The sequence below is a fragment of the Reichenbachiella sp. MALMAid0571 genome (assembly GCF_040151475.1).
Taxonomy (GTDB): Bacteria; Bacteroidota; Bacteroidia; order Cytophagales; family Cyclobacteriaceae; genus CAXBNB01.
Genome location: NZ_JBDKWG010000076.1, coordinates 1 through 26,610, shown reverse-complemented (window position 1 = coordinate 26,610; position 26,610 = coordinate 1). Strand labels below are relative to the sequence as shown.

25 protein-coding genes and 1 pseudogene are annotated in these 26,610 nt (G+C 40.0%); 12 read left to right on the top strand and 14 right to left on the bottom strand.

What is annotated here, in order from left to right; genetic code table 11:
• Positions 1–792 (bottom strand): IS982 family transposase (locus AAOP42_RS01715; protein ID WP_349526724.1); only part of this gene is annotated, 792 nt, incomplete at its 3' end.
• Positions 793–961: 169 nt separating this feature from the next.
• Between AAOP42_RS01715 and AAOP42_RS01710 the strand changes: the two genes are divergently transcribed.
• The 7 genes and pseudogenes from AAOP42_RS01710 to murI all read left to right on the top strand — a co-directional run bounded on the left by AAOP42_RS01710 (position 962) and on the right by murI (position 7,662).
• Positions 962–2,359, top strand: a complete 1,398-nt coding sequence (locus AAOP42_RS01710; RefSeq protein ID WP_349526723.1) for a sugar MFS transporter — start codon at positions 962–964, stop codon at positions 2,357–2,359.
• A gap of 12 nt (positions 2,360–2,371) precedes the next feature.
• Entirely contained in the window at positions 2,372–3,265 is an 894-nt protein-coding gene (locus AAOP42_RS01705; RefSeq protein WP_349526722.1) for an ROK family protein, read from the top strand.
• 4 nt (positions 3,266–3,269) lie between these two features.
• Positions 3,270–3,845: a D-sedoheptulose 7-phosphate isomerase gene (gene lpcA / locus AAOP42_RS01700; protein WP_349526721.1), complete on the top strand. Its 576-nt coding sequence runs from the start codon at positions 3,270–3,272 to the stop codon at positions 3,843–3,845.
• 220 nt (positions 3,846–4,065) lie between these two features.
• Positions 4,066–4,986 carry a hypothetical protein gene (locus AAOP42_RS01695; RefSeq protein ID WP_349526720.1) on the top strand — a complete coding sequence of 307 codons (921 nt, stop codon included), beginning with the start codon at positions 4,066–4,068 and terminating at the stop codon, positions 4,984–4,986.
• A 167-nt stretch (positions 4,987–5,153) separates the two neighbouring features.
• Positions 5,154–5,294: pseudogene (locus AAOP42_RS01690) on the top strand (phosphoheptose isomerase); the annotation flags it as partial.
• A 339-nt stretch (positions 5,295–5,633) separates the two neighbouring features.
• Positions 5,634–6,749, top strand: coding sequence for a pyridoxal-phosphate-dependent aminotransferase family protein (locus tag AAOP42_RS01685; protein ID WP_349526719.1), 1,116 nt, complete (start codon positions 5,634–5,636; stop codon positions 6,747–6,749).
• A 112-nt stretch (positions 6,750–6,861) separates the two neighbouring features.
• Complete coding sequence (gene murI / locus AAOP42_RS01680) at positions 6,862–7,662, top strand: glutamate racemase (RefSeq protein ID WP_349526718.1); 801 nt, start codon at positions 6,862–6,864, stop codon at positions 7,660–7,662.
• A 145-nt stretch (positions 7,663–7,807) separates the two neighbouring features.
• Here the strand turns inward: murI and AAOP42_RS01675 are convergent, their stop codons facing one another.
• The 11 genes from AAOP42_RS01675 to AAOP42_RS01625 form a co-directional block, all read right to left on the bottom strand.
• Positions 7,808–8,854, bottom strand: coding sequence for a Gfo/Idh/MocA family protein (locus tag AAOP42_RS01675; RefSeq protein WP_349526717.1), 1,047 nt, complete (start codon positions 8,852–8,854; stop codon positions 7,808–7,810).
• Positions 8,855–8,866: 12 nt separating this feature from the next.
• Positions 8,867–10,378, bottom strand: a complete 1,512-nt coding sequence (locus AAOP42_RS01670) for a sulfatase (RefSeq protein ID WP_349526716.1) — start codon at positions 10,376–10,378, stop codon at positions 8,867–8,869.
• A 30-nt stretch (positions 10,379–10,408) separates the two neighbouring features.
• Positions 10,409–11,101 (bottom strand): DUF459 domain-containing protein, encoded by a 693-nt coding sequence (locus AAOP42_RS01665; RefSeq protein ID WP_349526715.1) that lies wholly within the window; start codon positions 11,099–11,101, stop codon positions 10,409–10,411.
• A gap of 135 nt (positions 11,102–11,236) precedes the next feature.
• A complete protein-coding gene (locus tag AAOP42_RS01660; protein ID WP_349526714.1) occupies positions 11,237–13,531 on the bottom strand; it encodes a glycosyl hydrolase family 95 catalytic domain-containing protein in 2,295 nt (764 codons plus the stop codon).
• A gap of 7 nt (positions 13,532–13,538) precedes the next feature.
• Positions 13,539–14,780, bottom strand: coding sequence for an enolase C-terminal domain-like protein (locus AAOP42_RS01655; RefSeq protein WP_349526713.1), 1,242 nt, complete (start codon positions 14,778–14,780; stop codon positions 13,539–13,541).
• A 28-nt stretch (positions 14,781–14,808) separates the two neighbouring features.
• Positions 14,809–16,347, bottom strand: a complete 1,539-nt coding sequence (locus AAOP42_RS01650) for an alpha-L-fucosidase (protein ID WP_349526712.1) — start codon at positions 16,345–16,347, stop codon at positions 14,809–14,811.
• Complete coding sequence (locus AAOP42_RS01645) at positions 16,340–17,851, bottom strand: sulfatase family protein (RefSeq protein WP_349526711.1); 1,512 nt, start codon at positions 17,849–17,851, stop codon at positions 16,340–16,342. The genes AAOP42_RS01650 and AAOP42_RS01645 overlap by 8 nt, the downstream gene beginning before the upstream one ends.
• A gap of 11 nt (positions 17,852–17,862) precedes the next feature.
• A complete protein-coding gene (locus AAOP42_RS01640; protein WP_349526710.1) occupies positions 17,863–18,303 on the bottom strand; it encodes an L-rhamnose mutarotase in 441 nt (146 codons plus the stop codon).
• Positions 18,304–18,314: 11 nt separating this feature from the next.
• Entirely contained in the window at positions 18,315–19,928 is a 1,614-nt protein-coding gene (locus tag AAOP42_RS01635; RefSeq protein ID WP_349526709.1) for a sodium:solute symporter family transporter, read from the bottom strand.
• Positions 19,925–20,572 carry a TetR/AcrR family transcriptional regulator gene (locus tag AAOP42_RS01630; protein WP_349526708.1) on the bottom strand — a complete coding sequence of 216 codons (648 nt, stop codon included), beginning with the start codon at positions 20,570–20,572 and terminating at the stop codon, positions 19,925–19,927. Before AAOP42_RS01630 ends, AAOP42_RS01635 begins: the two co-directional genes overlap by 4 nt.
• 151 nt (positions 20,573–20,723) lie before the next feature.
• Positions 20,724–21,392 carry a Tll0287-like domain-containing protein gene (locus AAOP42_RS01625; protein WP_349526707.1) on the bottom strand — a complete coding sequence of 223 codons (669 nt, stop codon included), beginning with the start codon at positions 21,390–21,392 and terminating at the stop codon, positions 20,724–20,726.
• Between the two features lie 3 nt (positions 21,393–21,395).
• Between AAOP42_RS01625 and AAOP42_RS01620 the strand changes: the two genes are divergently transcribed.
• The 5 genes from AAOP42_RS01620 (at position 21,396) to AAOP42_RS01600 (ending at position 24,912) form a co-directional block, all read left to right on the top strand.
• The gene (locus tag AAOP42_RS01620) at positions 21,396–21,566 is read left to right on the top strand and encodes a hypothetical protein (RefSeq protein ID WP_349526706.1); all 171 of its coding nucleotides are present in this window, start codon (positions 21,396–21,398) and stop codon (positions 21,564–21,566) included.
• A 97-nt stretch (positions 21,567–21,663) separates the two neighbouring features.
• Positions 21,664–22,734: a peptide chain release factor 1 gene (gene prfA, locus AAOP42_RS01615; protein ID WP_349526705.1), complete on the top strand. Its 1,071-nt coding sequence runs from the start codon at positions 21,664–21,666 to the stop codon at positions 22,732–22,734.
• Between the two features lie 106 nt (positions 22,735–22,840).
• The gene (locus tag AAOP42_RS01610) at positions 22,841–23,098 is read left to right on the top strand and encodes a UPF0175 family protein (RefSeq protein WP_349526704.1); all 258 of its coding nucleotides are present in this window, start codon (positions 22,841–22,843) and stop codon (positions 23,096–23,098) included.
• A complete protein-coding gene (locus AAOP42_RS01605) occupies positions 23,091–23,492 on the top strand; it encodes a PIN domain-containing protein (RefSeq protein WP_349526703.1) in 402 nt (133 codons plus the stop codon). Before AAOP42_RS01610 ends, AAOP42_RS01605 begins: the two co-directional genes overlap by 8 nt.
• 1 nt (position 23,493) lies before the next feature.
• Positions 23,494–24,912: a hypothetical protein gene (locus AAOP42_RS01600; protein ID WP_349526702.1), complete on the top strand. Its 1,419-nt coding sequence runs from the start codon at positions 23,494–23,496 to the stop codon at positions 24,910–24,912.
• A gap of 16 nt (positions 24,913–24,928) precedes the next feature.
• Here AAOP42_RS01600 and AAOP42_RS01595 read toward each other — a convergent pair whose 3' ends face one another.
• Both AAOP42_RS01595 and AAOP42_RS01590 read right to left on the bottom strand, forming a co-directional pair.
• Positions 24,929–25,798 carry a GNAT family N-acetyltransferase gene (locus tag AAOP42_RS01595; RefSeq protein WP_349526701.1) on the bottom strand — a complete coding sequence of 290 codons (870 nt, stop codon included), beginning with the start codon at positions 25,796–25,798 and terminating at the stop codon, positions 24,929–24,931.
• A 3-nt stretch (positions 25,799–25,801) separates the two neighbouring features.
• A complete protein-coding gene (locus AAOP42_RS01590) occupies positions 25,802–26,140 on the bottom strand; it encodes a tRNA-binding protein (protein ID WP_349526700.1) in 339 nt (112 codons plus the stop codon).
• Positions 26,141–26,610: the final 470 nt, after the last annotated feature.

Sequence of the window (26,610 nt, the reverse complement as noted above, 5' to 3'; positions counted from 1 at the left end):
GAAAGATTTAGCATAATTTCTTCGGATCATAAACTGATCACAAAGTTGAGAAAACAATGTTTCTAATCGTTTTCTGGTTTTTCTGAAAACCCATGCTTGCTTTTGATAGGTTTTTTGGTTGTTTCTTTTAGGAGTATCCAATCTGATATTGGCCGAATGGAACAAATCCAATTGAATAGAAGATGAGAGGTAACCTTTATCTACAATAAGCACACAGTCAGATAGTTGAGTGTTCATTTGTTGTAAAAAAGTAACATCATGGACACTGGCTTTTGTCAATTCAATAGAATGAAACACGCCATTGGCCGAACACACGCCTTGTAACTTATAACCATAAAAATAGAAATTTTGAGAAGCACAAAATCCTTTGTCCGGTGCACTTTCATAAGACTCTTTGCAGACCTTAGCCCTTTTCTCTCTTGATATTTTACATACTTCCAAAGGCATGGAATCAATGATAAAGTAATCTTCAAATTCTAAAAATTTAGATGCCAACTGATTCCTGATTTTTTCAAGAAGTAAAAACAGTTGACGTTTTCTACGATTGTATCGAGTTCGGTCGATCAAATGTGGAAAATCATTTTTGTAATCAGAGTTAATCTTCTTAAAAAGCCAATTCTCACTGTCCAATGACATGTACTCTGCGGTCAAAACAAGACTAACTACCTCAATGTCAGTGAATAAAGGCGACACTCCTGGTCTGGGTATATTTCCATGCTGATCAAGATCTGTTATATTCAATGATTTGATCGTTTGGAAAACTTTATCGAAATTACTTTTAATGTCGTGCATAGGCTTGATAGTAAATTGGTTTGTGTATACTCTAATTTACTGATAATCAATCTTATGCACGCTTTTTATCCGACAAATTAATTAGCACAACGGGTTAAAACAGTAAAATTGTAGATTGAGCGGGTTTGAAAGAAGGAAGGAAATGTTGATTACATCTTAAGAAGAAAGCATGAGTGAAGAAAAACGGTTTAGTGCTGCTAACAACGAGCAGGAAAAGAGTTATTTAGTACCATTGGCTTTGTTGACCCTGCTGTTTTTGATGTGGGGATTTATTACCAGTATGAATGATATTTTGATTCCACATTTTCAAAATGTATTTCAGTTGTCGCACCTTCAGGCCATGCTCATACAATTCTGTTTTTTTGGAGCTTACTTTATTATTTCGGTCATTTATTTCTTCTCATCTATTCGTCAAGGCGATTTGATTTCAAAAATCGGTTATAAAAAAGGTATCATTTTCGGCTTAATAATCATGGCTGTTGGTTGCGTGTTGTTTTACCCGGCTGCCGAGTTCAAATTATATTCACTCTTTCTTTCCGCCTTGTTTATTTTGGCTTCTGGTATGACATTGTTGCAAATAGCAGCTAATCCTTATGTGGCACTTTTGGGAACACCTAAAAATGCAGCCGGACGATTGAACCTTACACAAGCGGTAAATTCTTTTGGGACAACAGTGGGGCCTGTAATAGGTGCCTATTTTATTTTTTCCCCTGTCAGTGATTTGCTGCACGTGGATGTCAAATCCGTCCAAATGCCATACCTGACATTGGCTGCTATACTTGGAGCACTGGCTGTTATTTTCGTTTTCTCCAAACTACCTAAAGTGACAGAAACCACCAGTATAGCCAAAGGATTGGGTGCTATTAAGTACCGACACCTTGTGCTGGGAGCTATTTGTATTTTCATGTATGTGGGAGGTGAAGTGACTATAGGCAGCACATTGATTCGTTTTCTTAACCTGGAAAACATTGCAGGATTTTCTGAGAAAGAGGCCAGCATGTTTCTGTCGTTTTATTGGGGAGGGTTAATGGTTGGGCGTTTCTTTGGAGCGATCGCCTTGTCAGACATGAAAAACAATACCATACGGAGTGTAGCATTCGGAGTGATAGTCGTTGTTGCATTTGTTAGTGTTTACTTTTTAATTGGGGAAAGAACATCATTTATATGGCTGGGACTGGTAGTGTTCAACTTAGTGGCATTTATTGCAGGAGGTTATAAACCCAACAGGACATTGGGACTGTTTGCAGGCATAGTCATTCTCCTGATAGTAACTGCACTTCTTGCACAGGGAGAGGTAGCTATGTGGGCAATATTGAGCATCGGTTTATTCAATTCAATCATGTGGTCTAATATTTTCACTTTGGCTATAGATGGATTAGGGAAATATACCAGCCAGGGGTCTTCCGTTTTGATTATGGCCATATTGGGAGCTGCAGTTGTTCCTCTTCTTCAGGGTTTGGCCGCAGATTTTTTAGGAATTCACATGTCTTTTATAGTTCCATTGTTTTGCTACATTTATGTGCTCTACTATGGTTTTTATGGATACAAAATAAAAAAAAGCGATTAACTAATACAAAACATGTTGAAAATAGGAATAGACCTTGGAGGCACTAAAATAGAAGGAATCGTTCTTGATACTCAAAACAACGTCATTGAGCGAAAAAGAATCCCTACAGAGCAGGAATTGGGTTACAACCATATTTTGAAAAACATAATCGGGTTATACCATTCCCTCCTTGGAGAAAATAAGGAACAGCCACATAGGCTTGGAATCGGAACCCCGGGTTATTCCAATGCGGAAGGGATTTTGAAAAACTCCAGCTTACTCTGTCTGAATGACCAGCCATTCCTGAATGACTTTGAGCGTTTTACTGGCATACGACCCAACATTGAAAATGATGCAAATTGTTTCGCCATCGCAGAGGCTGTAATGGGTGCGGGCAAAGGAGAGAAACTGGTATTTGGAGTCATCATGGGAACAGGGTGTGGGGGAGGCATAGTGACGGATGGAGCTATCATCAGAGGAGCACAATACCTCGGTGGAGAAGTAGGTCATGTCACTTTATATCCCAATGGCGTGGATTGTTTTTGTGGAAAAAAAGGCTGTGCAGAGCGGTATATTTCAGGAAGTGGTGTGCAGGAAAGGTATCTGGATAAAACCGGAGTAGCAAAAGACCTCAAAAGTATAGTGGCAGCTTACAGGGCTGGAGATCAAGATGCAGGAGAGGTCATGAATGATTTTTTTGAGCATTTTGGGATAGTGATGGCTAATCTCATCAATGTACTTGATCCGAATAAGATCGTATTGGGAGGGGGGCTTTCTAATATTGACGAACTGTACACGATCGGTATGGAGCGGGTGAAAAAGTATGTGTTCAAGGACGATCCAATAGTTAACATTGTTAAAAATACCTTGGGAGACTCTGCCGGAGTATTTGGAGCAGCTCTTTTGGGAGAAAATGAAAAAGCATAATAGAATGGAAAATAAAGAAGTAATTATTCAGGAGTTGATACAGGCGAGCAATGTGCTCAATGATTTTATGAATCAGCCGGACTGCATAGCCAGCATAGAAGCTGCCGCAAAGGTGATGGTTGATGCTATCAGCAATGGAGGAAAGATCATAAGCTGTGGCAATGGAGGCTCCATGTGTGATGCCATGCATTTTGCTGAAGAATTAACAGGAAGGTACCGGGAGAACAGGAAGCCTATTCCGGCTTTGGCGATCTCAGATCCGAGCCACCTCTCCTGTGTGTCCAACGATTTTGGTTACGATCAGGTGTTTTCTCGGTATGTAGAAGCATTGGGAAAAGAAGGAGACGTGCTGTTGGCAATTAGCTCCAGTGGCAATTCTAAAAATGTAATAGAAGCAATACAGTCGGCCAAGAAAAGTGGCATGAAAACCATAGCACTTACAGGCAAGGGTGGAGCAAAAATGGCAGAAATCGCAGATATAGTGATCAATGTACCCCATCAAGGTTTTGCTGATCGCATCCAGGAAATACACATCAAAGTAATCCATATATTGATTCTGCTTATTGAAAAGAGGGTTTGATTTCCACTGCTAGCGGATTCATGATGACCAAAGACGTTGGTCTATATTGATACTTTAGTATAATAACTCCCCAAATAGTTGTTATTTTTATCTCAAATTGTGTTTATCACCGACCGAAGTAGGGTCGAGTGAAATAAAAAACAATTTTTTGAAGTAAAATATAAGGTAAGTATATACCACCAAAGGGTATGTCCTCAGATGTTAGAAGTAATTATGAAATATGAGTAGAAAAGCCGTCCCAAAAGATATTGAAACTTATGTTCTTATCGATTCTAAAAGGACATGCCCCCTGTGTGCTGGTATTGATGGAGATTATAAGGTAAAACTTGGCCAGATCGCTCACCTAGATAAAGACAGTGGCAACTCTAAAAGTGATAACCTTGCTTTCTTATGCCATATGCACCACTCAATGTACGATAGTACAACAAGTCAAAGCAAGAATTATACTATTGGTGAGGTAAAATACTATAGGAACACATTAACAAAGAAATTGAATGTCAATCCAATTCGTGAAAATATTAAACCTGAAAGGTTAGAACCTAGTAGGCCAAACTGTCTCGAATTTGATGGAATTAACGACGTATTACAGATTCGAGATTCTGATTTCAACAAATTGAACGAATACTCAATATCGGGAACATTTAAACTTTATGATGAACGATATCCAGGAGTTTTAATCTCGTTGGATAGCATAAGAACAAGAGCCCGTTTTATTATTATCTATTATTCCAGTGAACACCCTAAATATCCTAGCGAGATACATTTGAAATATTATCACAAAAAAGGCAATGAAACTTTAGCTACAATGAATTTTGATAAGATGCAATGGACTTTTTTCGATCTCACAGTCAGTGAAAAGAAAATAAAATTTGTTTTAGGTTCACAAAGTCTTTCAGTAATTCACCCTTATAATGATTTTAGATTAGATAGAATTCAAGTTGGAGGTAGTATTTGGCTTGGGGGTGGGATAATGCCACTTAGTTGCTTCCTTTCTCGATTAAATATATTTAACATCGAAGAAGATGTGCTTGTTACAGAATTATTGTTTGATTATGGAGAGGAGTATTATAATAACCTGCCAAATACTAAAGGTGCAAGGATTTTGGGTTCACACTTTATTAAACTGCCTAAACCAAATTAACCTAACTTCTAACAACAGATAAATAAACATAGGGTTTATCTACAATCCGAAAGTTCATCGGTTTCTAGCGTCTCGCTGAGACCTTGTTATGCCTTAAGATTGACCATTATGAATCTTAGCGAGAGCTAAGACTATATACAGTCTGCTGAGAAAAACGGTATGAAAATACAGGCAAGGGCGAAACGAAAATGGCGGAAATCGCAGATATAGTGATCAATGTACCCCATCAAGGTTTTGCTGATCGCATCCAGGAAATACACATCAAAGTAATCCACATATTGATTCTGCTTATTGAAAAGAGGGTTTGATGAAGCGTATTGTCAGTGTTTAATTTACACTTTTTTGTTGCAAGTTCTGCTGACGTACTTTCTACAAAATGTATCAGGAATCGCCTGTTTCGCCTGTTGCCGAGAATGATTTTGCGTTGTTTGGAAATTTCAGTTCGCAGGATTGTTTTGGCTTCAAAAGAAGGGGTTTCCTTAAAACTATCTTATCCCACAATCAATTGATTTCAATCAATTTAGGTTAAAATAAGAGCATCAAAGTCTAATATATTCTCAACAATTGTCGTAAGTATTTTATAAGTTGCAATCAATTCGGTAACCAGAATTGCAGTCTGAAAAAACCGATTCAACTATACAACAAGAATGGATTATACCAAAGAATTAAATACCAGCAAAAGGGTTCTGATGGGTCCTGGCCCCAGCGATGTACACCCAAGAGTTTTGAAAGCCATGTCCACTCCGCTTATTGGACATCTGGATCCTGAATTTCTGGAGATCATGGATGACATAAAAGTCATGACCCAGAAAACATTCCAAACAGAGAATCAGCTTACTTTTGTCGTATCTGCTCCCGGTAGTGCGGGAATGGAAACCTGCCTTGTCAACTTACTTGAGCCAGGTGATGAGGCAGTGATTTGCATTCATGGAGTATTCGGCAACAGAATGGCTGATATCGCCGAAAGGTGTGGTGCAAAAGTAGTCAAGGTAGAAGTTCCCTGGGGAGAGCATATAGAGCCTCAACAATTGAAAGATGCCCTTGAAAATTGTAATCCCAAACTGGTAGCCATTGTACATGCAGAAACTTCTACTGGCGTACTGCAACCACTGGAAGAAATAAGCAAAATCGCCAAAGATGCAGGCGCATTGCTGGTGGTAGATGCTGTTACCTCTTACTGTGGTACTGAACTGAAAGTCGATGAATGGGGTATAGATGCAATTTATTCCGGCACGCAAAAATGCCTGAGTGCACCTCCTGGGTTGTCTCCGGTTTCGTTTAGTAAAAAGGCAGTAGAAGTTCTTGAAAACAGGAAAACCAAAGTACAAAGCTGGTTTCTGGACTTAACTATGGTCAAGAATTATTGGTCCGGTGCAAAAAGGGCATACCATCATACGGGTCCGGTATCCGCTATGTTTGCATTGCGTGAAGCCCTGAGATTGGTATTGGAAGAAGGACTGGGAAACAGGTTCAAAAGGCATCATGAAAATCATTTGTTGCTAAAGAATGGCTTAGAAGAGTTAGGATTCAGCTTTTTAGTAAAGGAAGGGTTCCGATTGCCAATGTTGAATTCTGTACTGTTACCTGAAGGAATAGACGAAGCAGCCATAAGAGGCACTTTGCTCAACAAGTACAATATTGAAGTAGGTGGTGGACTAGGGGCACTTGCCGGAAAAATCTGGCGCATTGGGCTTATGGGTGAAAGTTCAGATGTCAACCATGTGAATATGCTATTGTCAGCCTTGAAAGCAGAGATCAAATAAGAAAATCATTATTCCATACAATTTATTGCTTCCAACCGTTAAGCTCTTACGGTTATTCCTTTAATTTGCCGTCAGGGATAAAAACGGATGGTTAATTCCATCATTTAACTATATGGAGGCATCTCAGCCAATTGGCATATTCGACAGTGGAACCGGAGGGCTCACGGTAGCAAAAGCTGTAAGCAATTTACTACCTAATGAACAAATTGTTTATTTCGGAGACACTGCACATTTACCCTATGGGGACAAATCTACCGCTACGATTCAGGCCTATGCCATCAAAATTACAGACATATTGTTGCAGCAAAATTGCAAAGTAATTCTCATAGCATGCAACTCCGCTTCTGCTGCGGCTTATGATCTGATCAAGGAATATGCAGGATCGAAAGCCAAGGTAATCAATGTAATCGATCCGGCAGTAGAGCACATCATTGCTACTAATGGCATGAAAAAGGTGGGGTTAATCGGAACATTACAGACCGTTAACTCTGGAGCATTTGACCGAAAACTAAAAGGTAAAGTCAGAGAATTTGGCTCCTTAGCCACTCCTCTATTGGTACCAATGATAGAAGAAGGCTTTGTTCGCAACTCCATCAGTCGGGATGTCATTGACAAATACCTGTCGGACGAAACCCTCAAAGGAATAGATTCCTTAATTCTGGGTTGCACCCATTATCCTATTATCAAAGATGAGATCAGCCAATATTACGACGGGTCAGTAGATATAATAGATTCTGCAGAAACAGTAGCCCTTTCGCTAAAGAACTACCTCGAAGAATCCAATCTCATGAACCTTTCTACTCCCAATAGAAACAGGTTTTTAGTTTCTGATATTACCAAGGGTTTTGAAAATGCTGCCAATCTGTTTTTTGGTGAAGAAATTAAACTTGAAAAATACCCACTCTGGGAGTGAAAATCAGATAATCAACCAGAACCAAGACAGCCTCTTGTGTTCTTCCCCATATTTGTTTCTTATGGTATAATGGACAAAAATAGTTGGTGACTTTTAGTCGATTTTTGTATTATTTTGAGATTGTAAACCTGAAGGGGAAACAAGCTTATAGATTTTCGCTGGATTCATAGCACTTTTCCACCACATCCATGGTATGGATGGCATCTTCTACGGAATTGATATAAGTGTATGCCGGATTTTCTGTTTTACACATCAGCCCGGCCATTGGCCCAATAAATGCATCGGGAAACCATGAGCCTTCTATCTTTACTTCTTTCCAGCTTTCACCATCTTTGAGAGAGATGTATTCAAATTGATCCGGCAATCCTTTAGGATAGTCCAGATAAACTCCTACTGTTATTTTGATTGCTCCTTCTGTTCCCTCAAAAGTGAAATAAGATTCCTGATGATTTGAACCAAAGTTGTGGCCATGATTGGTATTGATATTGGCTCGTACCAGATCACCATAATCCATAATAATAGAAGACCTTGTGGAAGCCAAAGCTCTCATATTGGGGTGTTTGGTGGTTTTGGCGAATACTCTTTTGGGTTCCCCTAAAAAGTACCGAATCATATCAATGTAATGAATGCTGTGGTACAATATTTCCACTCTTGGCAACTGACACAAAAAATCCCATAAATGCCAGGGGGTATAGACATTCATCCGGACATCTATGTCATGCAGTTCTCCGATTGCGCCCTGATCAATGAGCTTTTTCGCATGAGTCACATAGGGAGCATGCCGAAGCTGAAAGTTGATGCCGGCAACCAGTTTCTTTTTCCGGCACAAACCCAAAATGGCTTCTGCCTGTGTGATATTTTCCCCCATTGGTTTCTGGATAAGTACGCCTGACCCATCCGGAATATTGGCAAGTACCGATAAAATAACAGAAGCGGGCAATGCCATGTCATACACGCAATCATTTTGTTGAGCAAACTCAACAAGTTCTTTCAGGTCTATGCAAACCGTTGGAATTTCAAACTTTAGTGCCAATGCTTTTGCTTTTTCGGTATCCAAATCGTAAATAGCACTAACCTCAAAATCTGCTTTTTTGTATGCTGGTAAATGGGCATCTTTTACAATTCCACCAGCACCAATAATGACAATCGGTTTTTTGTTTACAGGTAAATCGAATGTTGACAGGCTGCTCATAGATTGATAATACTACTCGGTTTTGTTCATAAATGCATCAATCGGATATTCAACCAATTTACCGGAAATTTTATCTGTTGGCATCTGGGCTTTTGTAGCGATCAAATGTTCTGTAAGTAAGTTGGCTAATTCTTTAGTTTTTGCAGCATTGGTTTCAGACAGATCGGTTTGTTCTCCAAGATCTTCTTTGAGGTTGAATACTTCAATTTTCCTGTCGGTGTGGTGGTATATCAATTTCCAATCTCCTTTTCTTACAGAACTGTAAGGAGGCTGGTCATAGGTATTTGGAAAGTGCCAATAGAGTGGTCGATCTATAGGGTATTGCCCCTTTTTGGCAAGTAATGGTAAAAAGCTAATCCCATCTATACTTTTGCCGGCTTCTTCTTTCAGTCCTGCCATTTCTAAGAATGAGGGAAAAATATCTTCGATAATTACATACTGATTGTTTACAGTTTCAGGTTTGGTAATGCCCGGCCATTTCACCATCATTGGAACACGTGTTCCACCTTCATAAGGAGAAATTTTATGTCCTCTGAGCGGCAGGTTTCTGGCGGCTTGCTTGGGAGCTCCATTGTCTGACATGAATACAATGACTGTATTTTCATCTACTCCCAGCCTTATTAAATTTGCCTGAATATCTCCTAAAGATTTGTCCATTCCCTCCAGCATTGAGGCATAAGTGGCGTCAAACTCACTCAATCCTGCATCAATATATTTTTTATAAAATCGATTGTCTTTTTCCCACGGTGCATGTATGGCATAGTGCGACATGTATAAGTAAAAAGGTTTTTTTTCTTCGACAGCTTTGCTGATTGCTTTGTTTGCTTCAAGCGTCAAAGCTTCTGTTAAGTATATGTCAGTGCCGTGGTATTTTTCCAATCCGGGTACATCCCAGATGTGATTTCCCGGCGACCGCCAATCGGCACTGAAATTGTATTTTGCCCAATAGCTTCCCGGTCCTCCGGCAGCATGTCCTGCAATGTTGACATCAAACCCAAGGTTCAGAGGGTTTTCACCTGAAGTATCTTTTGCACCAAAGTGGGCTTTTCCGGCATGAATGGTTTTGTAACCTGCCTTTTTTAGCAGTTGAGGCAATGTTTGTGTATAGACTGTTCTGGGTTGATTTGGCTCGGCACTTAGCCCATTGACATTCCAATCCGGAGCTTGTATGTTTTTATTTTGCTGGTCAGGAGAAACATCCTTTCTCAATGTCCAACTTGTCACCCTATGTCTGGCAGCATTCATGCCTGTCATCAAACTGATGCGGGATGGAGAGCAAAGAGCACTGGCATAAGCCTGAGTAAATTTCACTCCTTCCCTTGCCAACTGCTCCATATTGGGGGTGTAGTATTGTTTGTTTAGTTTGGTTGTTTCTGTATGAAATGGCACTGAGGTATCCTGCCAGCCCATATCATCTACAAAGAAAAATACGATGTTTGGCTTATTCTTTTCAGCTTCCTGATTACAACCGGAAATGAGAAAGATGATGAAAAAACTAACGGTAAAAACCTTCAAATGCGTCATGCCTTAATTGTTTAACAAGTGTATTCTGATTTATTTCTTAATCCCCTTATAAACCAACTCAGCTATTACCTTATAGCCATCTTTGTTTGGGTGAACACCATCTTTTTCAGTAAAGAGCTCTGGTTTATGATCCATAGGAGTGTTGAGGTCAATGAATTCAATATTTTTTTCTTTGGCGACATTTTTTACAATGCCAATTAATTCTTGAAGTCTTGGTTTTCTAATGGTAAGACCTTCTATTCTGGAATCGTCTAAGTCTGGAGTTTCTATTACCATTGGAGATGGAGCGCAAACCCAGATGTCGGGTTTGGATGGCAACTCTTTCAAAATGTCAATGAGATCGTTGTAATCCTTGGCGTACTCATCTTTGTATTCCCAGCACTTACGGTTTCCGCAGGTGCCCATTCCGCAGGTGTCATTGGTACCAAGACTGATCACCACGACATCAGGATTCATTTCGATAATCTTTGGTAATTGATTCCAAACTGTTGGTCGGCCTTTTCTTATAAGTGTGCTGCCACCGACTCCAAAGTTTGTTACTTCGTATTTTTCTCCCAATAAACTCTGCAGTTGAGCCGGATAGGAGTCAGTAGATGGGTCTTCCAAACGAGCACCGAAAGTGATACTATCTCCTACACAGGCAACTTTTATCTTCCTCTTTTTTTCACCGTTTAGGTTTACAGCAAACACGAGGATCAGGAAAAACGACAGTAATGTTTTCATAGAGCTAAAATTTACCATTTATATTCTTCTAAATTTATTTTAAGTACATGACAAACCATCCTATCTCCTCCGGAGAGATTTCATCTCCCAACCATACTGTCAGAATCAAAAACGGAAATAGAAGAGAGAGCCTGTTCATAATTTGATGTTTAACGTAATCTTGTCACCCGAACTGGTTTTGATAATGATTGTATTTTGATCGTCGGTTTCATATTTGGTAGAACACTCGAAAGCAGAATTTCCGAAAGGATTTTTTAGTTTGAGTGTACCTCCTTGTTCCGCTTTTACGTCCACAGTTATTACTTGTCCCTTTTCTTTTATTACAGAAATAAGGAAAGCACCTTCAGTCCTTAATTGGTCGAAACTGGCATCTTTCCATGAAGCTGGTATTGCAGGAAAAATATGGATTACTCCTGTGTGGCTTTGGATGAGCATTTCCTGTAAAGCCGAAGCAAAAGCAAAATTACCTTCCAATGTAAAAGGCCTGTACGTGAATTTAGAAAGTCCTGTACCGGATTGATCTCCATTCACATGAAAGCTATTGGGCAGACAGAAGCTGGTGGCAAATTTCAGTAGGTATTCTACCGCTCCTTGCCCATCAAAGGCACGGGCTTTTAAGCCTCCCATCCATGCAAATGAATACCCTGTCCACCAGTCAGTTCCTTTATTGTCCAGATTTTTGATGGTATTTTCAATGATTTTCTGATGCTCTTTTCCTTTTGAAAAATCAACTACTCCAAGGGGGTGGTAGCCAAGCTGGTGAGAGAAATGGCGGTGTGATTCATCGAACGTAACACCGGGTGCTATCATCAGTCCTGTTTCTGTGTCAATGGCCAATTGAGGCCACTCTTCTAGGATAGCCATCCACTTTTCTGCATCACTTTTCAAATTGAGTTCACTTGCCAGTTCTGAGGCTTTTTCAAAAGTCCACCTGACCAAAGCCAAATCAAAATTGGTGGTTTCATCAAACCATGCCTCTTTGCTGTTGTTGTGCATTTCAGGGCTGGAGCTGATTGAGAGCTTGCGCAACCCATTGTCTCCAATTACGGAGATTGCATTTAAATAAACCGAAACATCTTTAATCCATGGATATGCTTTTTCCTTCAGAAACTCCCGATCCATACTGTACCTCCAGTGCAGGTAAAAATGCTGCCCCAGCCATGCGGATACCGTTGGGCCAAAAGAGTATTGGATCCAGCCTCCCATGGGATCACCAGTGAGCGTTGATACTCCGGGTACATTCAATCCTTCGGTTTCATAGTAGTCTTGCGTATATTTTTTGAAAGTGTCTTTGTATTTCCAGAGCCAATCCAAAAAGCCAATTTCCTCTTCCAAATGATTGCCACTATAGGCAGGCCAGTAACTTAGCTGTGTATTAAGGTCGTGGTGAAAGTCTCCTTTCCATGGTGGTAATTTACCATTGTCAGCGGTCCAGACAGCCTGTAGGGAAATAGGTGGAGCATCAGCTCTGGCAGCAGACCCAAACTTGTATTGTTCCAGATGCCATTGTTTTTGTAATATAGAATCAGGTACATTTATGGCTGATTTACTCCAGAAATTTTTCCACCAATCTTTATGAGTAGTGAAGGCATTTGCTATTCCGGTTTTCAAGTTCTTATCGGTAATTTCCTGAGCAGATGGCTTTTTATCCCATCCGGGAAATTCAGAACTCATACTCCAGCAACCTTTCATGGTTCCTTTGTCCATCTTCCTGGTTACATTCGCCTGGTACCTGAATCCACCCCAACCTTCCTGTTCATAGGTAATAGAGTTTCCACTTTTAGTTACTTTGCCTTCGGGGTACTCAAGTCTTCTTAGGTCTTGTCCTGTAACAGGACTTTCTGTTTTACTTTTTTCTTTAACATTATAGGCAGGTGGGATGAGTTCATATTCCAATTCCTTTTCCAAACCTTCAAATCGATACCATCCGACAGGTTCAGTAGCATGAACGAAGGTTAATAGCCTTACTCCATTTTTCCAGACCACTTCACATACAGCCTTTTCCACATACAGATGGACAGAGGCAACTTCTCCTAATGCTGACACGTCAAATTCCAAGGCTGCTCCGGGAATCTTTGAAGGTGCCGGACTTCTGTCATAAGGAACATCAAAATTTTCCTGAACAGGTTTGTAATCATTTTTTTTCCATTGCTCGTACACCCAACTGAACTTCCATTCAGGAGTTTTCAGGTTTTCCATTGGGCGTAAATCCCATAGGTCAGCCCGGTCGAGGGAAAATCGAAGTTTGCCTTCTTTTTCCCAAATCAAAGCACCTATCATACCATTGCCGAGGGGTATCGCTTCATCCCAAACATTTGAAAGCTTGTCAAAGTGAAGGTCGTTAGGAGATTTAACTAAGCCAGTAATGGGTGCTTTTTCAGCACATGACCATAACAGCAACATTATAAAAATAGCTTGTGTTAATTTCATGGTTTTTTTATTTATATTTTAAATCAGTGCTCATTCCAGGTTGTTGCGGTACTTGATAATATCCATCTATGATTTGTACAGGGTACTTAAAGTGAGTTTTCAGATGTGGAATGTGTTCCAGAAATATGGCTTCATGGCCAATAGAAATATGATTGAACAAAACAAGATGTTGGTGAATCTGTCCCATATCACCAACATGAGGAACTACTGGCACATTGTATTTTTTTGACATCAGACTGATGGTAATAAATTCGGAAATGCCACCGACACGCACGGCATCTACCTGATTGAAATGCATACATTCTGATTGGAGGTAGTTTTTAAATATGATCCTGTTTGGTACATGTTCTCCAAGAGCCAGTTTAATTGGTGCTATTTCTTTGGCTAATGTAACATGAGCCAAAACATCATCGGGATGAGTTGGTTCTTCAATCCAAAATGGGTTAATGTTTTTTAGTTCCTTACACACTTCAATCGCCTTAGGTAGATTCCATTGCTGATTGACATCAAGCATAATGGTAGCAGCATCTCCGGCTGTATTCCTTACCAAATGTGCTCTTCGGATATCACGTGTCGCATCTTCTGATCCTACTTTTAATTTCATTGCAGTGAAGCCTGCATCCATAGCTTTTTTGATGTTTGCTTTTACTTTCTCATCGCTGTAATTGAACCAACCAATAGATGTGTCATACCCACGGTAGCCAGTAGATAAAACACCCTGGCGTTCGGTTTTTGATGGTAAAGCTTTTTCAAGAATAGAAATGGCTTCTTCTCTGGTCATGACATCTTCCAGGTAAGAAAGGTCAAGGGTATTTACAATTGACTCGGATGGTAAATCAATGAGCAACTTCCATAATGGAATGCCATTGGCTTTTGCCCATAAGTCGAAGCAAGCGTTGGTCACACTCGCCAATGCCAGATGAACCACTCCTTTGTGCGGCCCCAGCCATCGAAAATTGGGATCATCGGCCATAGCTTTCGATACCTTTCCGAAATTGCTCATAAGTTCATTTATTTCCCTGCCTTCAATGTGCTTGGCCAGGTAATCTATAGCCTGGCAAACCAGATTATTGCCCATCCCCAGAGTGAAAGCAAGTCCTACCCCTTCAATATTTGAGTCTGTTTTTAATTTACAAACTGCATAGGCGTATATAGGAGTTGTGTGTACGGCATCTGATCCTGCACCATCTGTCAATTTAAACCGGACATCAACCGATGATGCCTTTTTTATTATAATTGATTTGCTCATTTATGTCCTCATTCAATTTCTGATAAACTTATTCACTTACAGCCTTGTAGATTCCAAATTCTGCTAATGCAGGGTTGGCTCGTGATTCTAAAATAGTAAGTATCAGTTCGTTAGTGGTAATTTCCTTAAACCTCAGCAGTCGTTTGTAGCCAATAGTGGTTCCTTCAGAAAGTGTTTCCCACTTGCCATTGATTTTTGCTTCTACTTTAAATTTTTCAATTCTTTGTCCTACACTGATTTGTTCTTGTACCATCAGTCGGTCAAAAGTTTTTTCACCTTTGAGCTTGATTTCAATGGTTGGAGTTTTTTTATTGGCTAACCAATATGTGTCGTAGTTGTTATCAATAAGGTTTTTTGAGTTTGGTGTGTCTGGTATTTTTTCAAAAGTCATTTTAGCTTTTTTAGCCAGGTTTACTTTGAAGGTTTGGTCCAGAACCTCTCTCCATTTCTTTAGTATGGCAGCATCATTTTCATGGATAAGCCCCCGTGTATCCGGTGGTATATTAAGTAGAAGCAGAGAGTTTTTTCCGACGGAACTGTAGTAGATATCGAGCAGTTTTTCTACACTTTTAACTTTGTCGTCTTGATCCGGGTGGTAAAACCAGCCCGGCCTGATGGATACATCTACTTCCGAAGGATACCAAACTAATTTATCAGCACTGTAGAGCTTTTCACGACTTCCTATGTCTTTTGCCATAGCATTAACTTCCGGTCTGAATGTACCTGTCTTTTGTTGTGAAGTAGCCGCAATCTTGTTTTCGTCCTGAGTATTTGCAGGTACTACGCTCCATTCCGTATCCCGGCCGTATCCGGATTCTGTTCCTACCCAACGCACATCCGGCCCCATGATGGCTATTACAGCATCGGGTTGTAACTTTCGAATGGTTGTATAATACCTCTGCCAGTCATATACCTGCTTTTTGCCATTGGGTCCTTCTCCATTTGCTCCATCGAACCATACTTCCGCTACATCACCATAATTGGTCAATAACTCTGTAAGCTGATTTACGAAATAGTCATTGTATTCGCCTGTTCCATATACCTGACTGTTTCTGTCCCAGGGAGAAAGGTAAATCCCAAGCTTCATACCATGCTTCTGACATGCTTGAGAAAGTTCCTTTACTATGTCCCCGGTTCCATTTTTCCAAGGACTGCTTTTCACAGAGTGATCGGTGTACTTACTCGGCCACAGACAGAAGCCATCATGGTGTTTTGCTGTGAGTATAATGAGTTTCATGCCAGCTTTTTTACAGGTTTTTACCCATTGTTCTGCGTCTAATTGTTCAGGATTGAAATTAGCCGGGTCTTCTTTGCCATCTCCCCATTCTCTATTTGAAAATGTATTGATTCCAAAATGCAGAAAGGCTGTTAAGCCCATTTTCTGCCATGCCAATTGCTTGGGACTTGGTGTCACACGGGCAGCTTTGTTGATAATTTCTTCCTGAGAGTCGGAAGGTGAGATTTCCACATAATTTCCCAAGCTGCCAGTTTTGCTTACTTGTGCAATAGACATGCTACTTCCAAGACATAGCATAAGTGCCAATTGAATTTTTAGAATCTTATTCATAAGAGCTTCTTTCGGTGGTTTTATATTTATTTAGTATTTGTGACAATTCTCTTACTTTTATTTCATCTGAGGCGTACAGGTTATCCTTTTCTGAGGGATCATTGTAAATATTGTATAACTGACCTTCTGTTTCTACCGGAATTCCGTCGATTTTTAAACCTTTACTAAATCCTCCGGAATTCCTGCCCTCTATCAGTTTCCAGTCTCCTTTTCGTATGGCGAAGGTTCCGTCAATGGAGTGATGAATTAGGTCTTCACGGATTGGAGTGTTGTTTTGAAACAGAGTTGGTGAGATATCCCAACTGTCCTCCATAGAGTCATTCTTCTTCGGAATCTTCAATATGGAAGCAACTGATGAAATGATATCTGTCAGGCAAACAAGTTGATCGTTGACAGTATTTGCTTCAATCTTACCTGGCCAAGAGGCGATGAATGGCACCCTATGGCCACCTTCCCAAATATCTGCTTTCATACCTTTCCAGGGCCTGCTCGGATCGTGCCCATACTTTTTCACAGAAGCAATTTGACCACCCATGTTGGTGCCATCTCTTTGTGGCGAACCATTGTCAGAAGTGAAAATTATGAGAGTGTTTTCAAACTCACCAGATTTTTTTAGGGCTTTAACAACTTGACCGACCGACCAATCTACCTCGTGTACAAAATCTCCGTAAAGACCTGCTTCGCTTTTTCCTTTGAATTCATCTGTGGGAGCAATGGGAGTATGCGGTGCTGTTAAAGCAAAATACAGGAAAAAAGGTTTGTCGCTTTGGGTTTTCTCTTCAATGTATTTTACTGCCCGTTTGGTTATTTCAGGCATTACATTTTCTAATTTCCAATCCTCGGACATAGGGCCCGATCCACCATACATATCATTGGGTTTAATCTGATTGGGGATTTTAGTGAGTTTGTTGTTTTCAAAAAAAGTATAAGGAGCAAAATTTGGTACGTCATCTCCGAAGTAGTAATCAAACCCGGCTTCCAGAGGCCCGCCTCCCAACTCTTTGCTGAAATCAATTCTTTCCCAAAGTTCATTTCTGCCCTTCAACCTATAATCGCCAATTGGAATGGTGTCATTCATAAAACCACTACCTTGATTGGATGGCCATCTCCAGCCCAAGTGCCATTTACCAATACATGCTGTTGTGTAGTTTTTGGCCTTTAGCATCTTGGGAATTGTCAGCCTGTTTTTTGCTATTAAAGGTTTATCCCACATCCAGAGCACACTTTTTTTCAACTCGGTACGCCAGGCATATCTGCCGGTTAATAGTCCGTATCTGGTAGGGGTACACACACTGCTTGGAGTATGAGCATCGGTAAAGCGCATGCCTTCTACAGCTAGTTGGTCTATGTTGGGTGTTGTAATTTTGGATTCTGAATTGTACACCTGAGGGTCTCCATAGCCCAGGTCATCCGCAAGGATGATGACAATGTTGGGATTTTTCTCTTTTGTACAAGCGGAAAAGAGAAAGATTGCCAATAACATTAAGAGGGTAATTTTTTTCATAGCTTATTTAGTTAGTCTTGATGAAATACTTCTTCCATGTTTGCCCACCATTCGCCTTCTGCCCGGGTTTCCAACGGGATTTGACAAGGATCTGTCATTTTCCACCATTCCCGGGTAACAGAATCTTCTGCCATTTTTTTCATGTCTTCTTCAAAATCATTTCCTACATATTCAAAATAGCCAAACAAGTAATCGTCTTTTAGGTATATGGAATAATTGCGAATGTTACTTTTGGTAATTTGCTCCTGAACTTTCGGCCATGGATTGGCATGAAGTTCTTTGTATTGAGCCAGCATTTCCGGTTTTACCCTGATCACAGAGCCAAATCTTCTGACTTTATTAATTGATTCTTCTGAAGTTTTCTTAGACACGACTTCCTTTTCCTTTGGGGATGTTGTACATGCCGCAATTACCAGAACTAACAGAAGAATAAGGTTACTTATAGATTTCATATTTCTTTTTTTTAGCTAAAAAATGAATAGAGTAAAACCATGATTAGTATCAACAGGCCAGACAGTATTAAGGGGACATTACGGGTTTCTCCATCTTCATTTTTCAAAAAGGCTAAAGGAGAACTCATGGTACAGCTTTCAATTTTCTTATAATCTGGTTCTGGTGTCAATAGGCTGGTCACAATGTAAATAGCAGAACAACATACAAACAACCACCAGGCTTGCATCATAAATGATATTCCCAGTGTATCTGTTATGATTTTGGTGTTTCCTACTACAGGAAAGTCCAGAAGGAAAGCCACTAACCCCAGGAGAAATCCGCCTGTGAATGTAGCAATAGCACCTTGAGAATTTCCTCTTTTCCAAAATAGGCCCAGAACAAAAACAGTGGTAATAGGTGGAGAGATTACTGTCAATAAGATGTTGATGGCTTCAAAAATACTATTGAATCTGGCAATAAGTGGAGACCAGGAAATGGCAATCAGCATGACTATTACAGCAGTTGCCCGACCAATAAAGACTTGTTGTTTGTCAGAGGTCTCAGGGCGTATTTTTTTCACAATGTCAATGGATACCAATGTTCCGGCACTGTTGAGTGCGGCAGCAATGGTACTCATTAGTGCTGCAAGTAAAGCGGCTGCCATAAGTCCTTTGAGTCCTGTAGGCAACAGTTGGGTAATAAGCATCGGGAAAGTATCGTTGGCATCAGTGATAATGTCTTTGAACAACACATAGCCCAGCACCCCTGGAAAGACAAAAATAAAAACAGGTAAAATCTTGATGGCTGCAGCAAACAAGGGGCCTATTTTGGCATCTTTAAGTGTTTGAGCACCTAACACCCGTTGTACTATGGTTTGATCCGCACACCAATACCAAATGCCAAGCACCGGATATCCGAGCAAGATTGCCTGCCAGGTGAGCCCCGAAGTATTTTGAGCTGAAGGCACAATACTGAGCTGTTCAGGTTTGGCAGCAGCTTTCAATTCAACCCAACTGTTGATTCCATGCTCGGGTAATGCCATAAAACCATAAGCCGTTAGAACGAATGCACCTCCTATCAATATCACTGTTTGGATAGTCTCTGTAACTACCACAGATTGCAAGCCTCCGATTACTGTATATAGGGCTGTAATAAATGAAATAAGTAGAATAGAGACATATACATCTATTCCAAAAAAGTGCTCAAATACAACAGCTCCAGCGTATAGGCTCACTCCTATATGCATAAAAAGTGCCCCTAATAATGCAAGAAATGCAAGGCAGGTACGTGTGATGCCATTATAACGTATTTCCAAAAACTCGGGCAGGGTAGCTATCTTATTTTTGTAGTAAAAAGGAGAGAAAATTAATCCCAGAATAATTAATGTAAGTACGGCCATCCATTCAAAATTGCCCCAAACCAGTCCGTCTCTAAATCCAGAAGCAGCTAAGCCAACCAAATGTACAGTGGAAATATTGGATGCAAAAAGAGCTGCTCCGATAACAGGCCACTTCAAAGAACGGTTGGCTAAAAAATAGCTGTCGGTGTTGAGGGTCTTTTTGCGTACTACAAGTATCCCAACAATTAAAATGCCAGCGATATAAGCAACGATTACCGTTAGGTCAATTATAGATATTGCTTTCATATTGCTTGATTTAGTTCAGGGAGAGGAAATTTCTGATTCACAGCTTCATATTCCTTAATTCCTTTTTCTGTAAAGTGGGGAAGCAACAAATCCCAGATATGTCTGACCATTTCTCCCCTTTGGTTAAAATCAAAATTGGAAAGTACGACTTCCTGAGAATTCCAGAAAGTGATGAGTATCCTTATGGTGTGCTGAACCCTGTAATAATACCCTGCTACCGGCTCAGGTTTCATATATTGCTCATTGATAAAACGTTGAAACAAGCCCGACATTTGGGTCTTCCTAATCTGGAGTGTATCTTTCAATAATAGATTTACTTTCTCGTAGTTTCTTGATATTTCTAAAACATCAAGATTGAAAAATTTGTATTTCCATTGAAACTCTTCTAATCGCACGAGCAGTTTGTGAAGATGTTCTACAGGGTTGGACACTTCTTTATCCTGACCTGTGTAGAAAGAGGATATTTCTTCCCTCATCTGCTCGTATATGGCAAAAAGTAAAGACTCTTTATTCGGAAAATGGTATTCTAAATTGCCATGACTGATTTTAATTTTCCTGGCAATGTGCCTGCTGGTTATATTAGAAAATCCATTTTCATTATACAACTGTATGGCAGTCCCTACGATTCTGTCTTTTGTTTTCATGTGATTTGTAAAATTAGGGCTTTTGCCCTAATTACAATTTTAAGAAAATTACTTCAGAATAAAAAAGACAATGAGGTATTTTATCTTACTTCAATTGGTGAAGTGTAGATATGAAAGACGATCCTGCTTTTCAACTTGCAGAGACTCTTTCTTACAGAGCATTTATTATTTCCTTCTTGTCGATCGTTATACTCCACATTCCTCTAAAGTCATTGAGCTTATAGCCGGTGGCACTGTCGGAAGGGTACAGTGATTTAAGTAATAAATTGTTTTCGTTCAGCAGGTTTTTCCCCGGTTCTCCGTGGCAGTTCAAGCAAGTCGGGTTATTGATCATAATGGGTTTGGTATAAAGGACACTTTTTTCATTGTTCACTACCTGCACTGATTCCTTTAGTTCCAGCTTGTTGTCAAAAGAGTACTGGTAAGCATCCAACAGTTGTGTTTCGATGGCATCTGGCTGGTTGCTAGGGTTTCGTAATTTGTTGGAGGTTCTTTTTATGGTCGCTTTGTATATTGTGCTCAGGGAGTCGGTGAGGGGAGAGGCTGCTACATGACAAAATTTAATACTTTCTGCAATTCCATCTTTTTTCATGGATTGCATCAGTTTTTGTGATAGAGCACCCTGACTGGATTGAGCTATTTCATTTCCAATTTCCAGTGCTTTATTCAGTATATCTACATCAGATATTTTTTTGATTTCATGTGTTTTCATGATTTCCTTTATCCTGCTGCTGTCCTGGCTGGTGTTGGAATTGTTGCAGGCAAATAAGCAAATAAAAAAAATGAAGGTAAATGACAGGCATATGGTAGAAGTGCTCATAATATGAAGGCATTGATTTTGATTGCTAATTTAATATTTTATACTCAGAGAAAAGCACTAAAGCCTGTTTATAGCCGGGATGGAAGCGGCATCCTTTTCTTCCTTTTGCAAGGTATATATGACAGTAAAGTACGGATGGGAAGAAAAAATATAGAGGACAGCCCGAGGGTATAAAGTGATGTGCAGGGAGCAATTGCTCCTGATATTATTAAATTTCATATTTATGATGTTGTGTCAATTAATTAGTTTTGTGGTACTTAAGTAAAAGGACATGATAGATAAACTGGAGGAAATAAAGCACAGGTTTGAGGAAGTAGGTCAACTGATCGTTCAGCCGGATGCCATGTCGGATATGAATAAGTATTCGAAGTTGAGTAAGGAGTATAAGGATCTTGAAAAGATCGTAGAAATGTACGATAAATATGCTATGGTATTGGAGAATATCGATAGCTCAAAAGAAATACTCAGTACAGAAAAAGACCCTGAGTTTCGTGAAATGGCGAAAATGGAGTTGGAAGAACTGGAAGAGAAGCAGGAGGAAATGGAAGAGTTATTGAAGAAAATGTTGATTCCAAAAGATCCCAATGACAGCAAGAACTCTATACTCGAAATCCGCGCAGGAACGGGTGGTGATGAAGCAGCCATATTTGCAGGGGATTTATTCAGAATGTATCAGCGCTTTGCGGAAAAACAAGGATGGAAATTGAATGTGATGGATCTGACGGAGGGTACTTCCGGCGGCTATAAGGAAATAGTAAGCATGGTATCCGGAGAGGATGTTTATGGCAAGATGAAGTTTGAATCCGGTGTGCATCGGGTGCAGCGTGTTCCGACTACAGAGACTCAGGGACGGGTACATACCTCCGCTGCTACCGTGGCGGTGCTGCCCGAGATGGAAGAGGTGGATGTGCAGATTGATATGAATGACGTACGTAAGGATACATTTTGCTCTAGTGGCCCGGGAGGTCAGTCGGTGAATACTACTTACTCTGCCATACGCTTGACACACATTCCTACAGGTTTGGTGGTGTCTTGCCAGGATGAAAAGAGTCAGCTGAAAAATCTGGATAAAGCCCTCAAGGTATTGCGCTCAAGGATATACGAGATAGAGCTAAAAAAGCACAACGATGCGGTGGGTGCGCAGAGAAAATCAATGGTGGGCAGTGGCGACAGGTCGGACAAGATTCGTACCTACAATTATCCTCAAGGAAGGGTGACCGACCATAGGATTGGCTACTCTCAGCACAACCTGCCCACTGTAATGGACGGAGAAATTGGTGATTTCATTGAACAATTGAGGATTGCCGAAAATGCAGAGAAACTTTCGGAAGGACAGGATTGATGGTATAAGATTAAATAATACGTGTGTACCTTCGTAAGACTCATTGAAAAGTTTTTAATCATATCCTAATTTTGAAAGGTGAATTTGTATCATAAACGTGTGAAAAATGGAAAAGCAAATAGCAATAAGTTATCCTGAATCTCTGGCTTTTTCTCTTAAAATGGAACAATCCGAATTTGAGCATGAGATGAAAACGATCTCACTGATCAAGTTATATGAATTGGGTAAGATATCTTCTGGAATGGCTTCAACTCTTTTAAATATTTCCAGGCTGGAATTTCTTGATCTACTGTCAAAATACAGTGTATCGTATATAAATGAAAGTGTTACCAACGAATTAGAATCTGATTTTGATAATGCTTAAAGTAATATCAAACACAATCCCGATTCTGTCTCTACTAAAAATTGATAAATTATGGATTTTAAAAGAGCTTTATCAACAAATTATAATTCCTGAAGCTGTTTCAAATAAAGATTTCGGAACTTTGTTTTTTGATTTGGGTGCTGGGGAATCTGAAGTACTCATTTTGGCCAAAGAAAAGCAAGCAGATTTGGTGATATTGGATGAAATAATGGGAAGGAGATATGCAAAACAGCTTGATTTGAAGTTAACGGGAACGGTAGGAGTGCTTCTAAAAGCGAAACAGTTGAACATAATTTCTTCAATTAAAGAGATGCTTATGGAACTCTCTGTAAAAGGAACGTGGCTTAGCCCTAAGCTCATTTCGAAAAGTATAGAATTAGCAGGAGAAAAATAATATGCCATTCAAAACCATCCATTTGAATCTTCGTCATCTTTTCCCTTTGTTGTTTTCAATAGTACTATTGGTATATGCCTGTAGCCCTGTGGAGGAGGAACTTACCACGGACAAAAATGCCCGGCTTAGTTTTTCGACAGATACGGTGATTTTCGATACATTATTTAGCAGCGTCGGTAGCATTACGAAGAGACTTAAGGTTTTTAACCCAAACAAAAATGCGGTAAACCTGTCCAGTATTCAACTGGGGAAAGGAAGCAATTCTGACTATACCATCATAGTGAATGGCGAAGAGCAAAATAATTTCAGTAATGAAGTGATATTGGGGAAGGACAGTATGCTTATCCTGATCAAAGTGCAAATTGATCCTCAGGATGAGGACTTGCCTTATCTGGTAAAAGACTCTATTGTGTTCGAGTCCAACGGAAACTCCGAGCATGTCAAGCTGGTGACATGGGGGCAGGACGCTACATTTATTAATGGTGAAATCATTGACTGCAATGCTACCTGGACGGCAAACAGGCCTTATGTGATTTATAATTTTGCACTGGTGGATACCCTGTGTACTTTGGACGTGGAGGCAGGGACACGGATCTATATAGATAATGATGCCTCCCTTTTTGTGAAAGGATCGCTTAGGTTGAATGGAGAGCTTGAAAATAAAGTAATCGTAAGAAATACAAGACTTGATCCTAAGTTTACTATATCTCCCGGACAGTGGGATGGTATCTATTACCTTGAGGGCAGTTTTGACAATAAAATAGAACATGCCATCATCAGCAATGGGATCAGGGGATTGAGGGTTGGCACTCCGGATGATGATACTGACTATGATCTTGAAATTGGCAATACCATAATTGAGCACATGTCGGTAGCAGGCATAGAAGCGTTTACTTCCGACATCAGGGCTTACAATACTGTGGTGTATAATTGCAATGAATATGTAATAGGTAATTTTTTGGGTGGTAATTACGTCTATGAGCATTGTACTTTTGTCAATGAACCGACCTCTTTTTTTCGTGAGGGGTCTTCTTTTCAGTTTGCTGACAACATAGTAGCGGGCGACAATTCACTTCTCACAGCTGATTTAAACCTGAAAATTGTAAATTCTGTTTTATGGGGCAATGAAGATGATGAGTTGATTATAAGTGCTTCTGGTCAGCAGCAGGTTGTTTTGGAACTTCATGATAATATCATCAGAACCACAGATTTCGGATACGAAGAAATTGGCAATACGATTAGCACTGACAATAACTTCCCGGGTTTTCACGACCTCTTCCTTTTCGACTATCAGATTGATTCATTAGGAAATGCCAGAGACAAAGGGGATGACATAGGCATAACTTTTGATATTCTCGGTACGCCAAGAGACGATAAGCCCGACTATGGAGCTTATGAAAGGAAGGACAGTATTCCTTAATCAATTTCCAGATTAATCAATCTCCCAACCTCAATTCCATTTCAAACTGATCCAATTCGTTGACAAAACCGTTGGTTTCGAAAAAATAAATCATTTCAGTTTCCTGCTTTTCTATGTTTAATACTGTAAGAGATTTGTTTTGTGACAGGTTGTATGCTTCCCGGAGCAGGTTAGTACCAATTCCTTTTTTGCGATATTCAGGTTTTACTGCCATCTGGCTGATACGTCCGGTTTTGTGCTGAAAAATGAGGTAGCCGATCACCTCATTGTGGTGCAATGCTTCAAAACAGGTTTCATTTTTCAGGTTGAATGGCAACTGCTCGTAAGAGTCGAGCATCGAAGGGTTTGCTGTGGCAAATGGCTGATAGGCTGATAGATTTTCAGGATTTGATGTTTTGAGTTTAATTGACAAGTATGCTTTTTTATGGGAAAGACCATTTTTGAGCATAAAACACTTATAGTGTTTGGACTGGGTAAACCCTGTTTTGTGATATGCTTTTATGGCTCTGTCGTTCGTGGTGATTACTTCCAGTACGCACCTTTTGATGCCATCATTTTTCAATATCGGAAAAACAAATTCATACATTTTAGCAGTCAGCCCCCTTCCCCAATAATCATGGATTATGCCAGTGCCACCATTGTAGGCTGTCTTTTGCCCTTCGTAGTGGTTGATGCTGTTGAAAATAAAGCCAACCAGCTTCTCGCCATGAAATACACCGACTGAGTGGGCATACGAAATATTAATTTTCCCTTCCATTCGTTCCAGAAATGCCTCTTTGGAAAGTTCCATTTTCACACTGTATTGGGAAAATGCATCCACAAACGTTCGGTACATTTGGGGAAAATCTGCCGGGGTGAGCAATCGTATGTCAAGCTTATCAGTCATCGTCTAAAAAAGTCTGGCACCATTTGGTACGTCTTTATCGACAGTAGCCAGTGCTACCGAACCATCCGCATCGGGAAAGCCCGTAACGAGCACTTCTGAAATGAACTTGCCAATTTGCTTGGGAGGAAAATTCACAACGCACATCACCCTTTTGCCAATAAGTTCTTCCGGAGTATAAAGCACAGTAATTTGGGCACTTGATTTTTTTACGCCTAGTTCAGTTCCCAGATCTATTTCCAGCTTATAGGCTGGCTTGCGGGCTTCAGGGTATGCCTCAGCCTTGATGATAGTTCCGATCCGGAAATCCACTTTCTCAAAATCGCTCCAGGTGATTTGGGTCATGCTTTTTTTATTTGAAATATAATGACATAAAAAGGACAATGCATAATCTGAGGATGATTTTTCTTTTCCAGTAGGATTAATTCGATTATTGAGTTAATTTGAGGGGTAGATAAAGTGCATAGTGTGCTTTGCTTGAATATTATGGGCAATTCCATAACTTTGAACGATCCGCTAACCAAATCTAAATTGAAATGGAACAAAACAAAACAAAACCAAATGGTATGACAACAAAGTCTTGACCAACATCCTGCTAATTTTATTCTTCCCTGTTGGGCTTTACGCATTATGGAAGTCCAACACCATAGCTAAATGGTGGAAAATATAATTGCTTTAATATAACTTAAAATCCACCTTCTTTGAAGGTGGTTATGTACATTAGGCTATGCCTGAAACCCTTAACTTTGAGTGATGAGTAATTTCAAAAAGTTGAGTCATGTTCTATATCGATGTGATTATCACATTGTATGGAC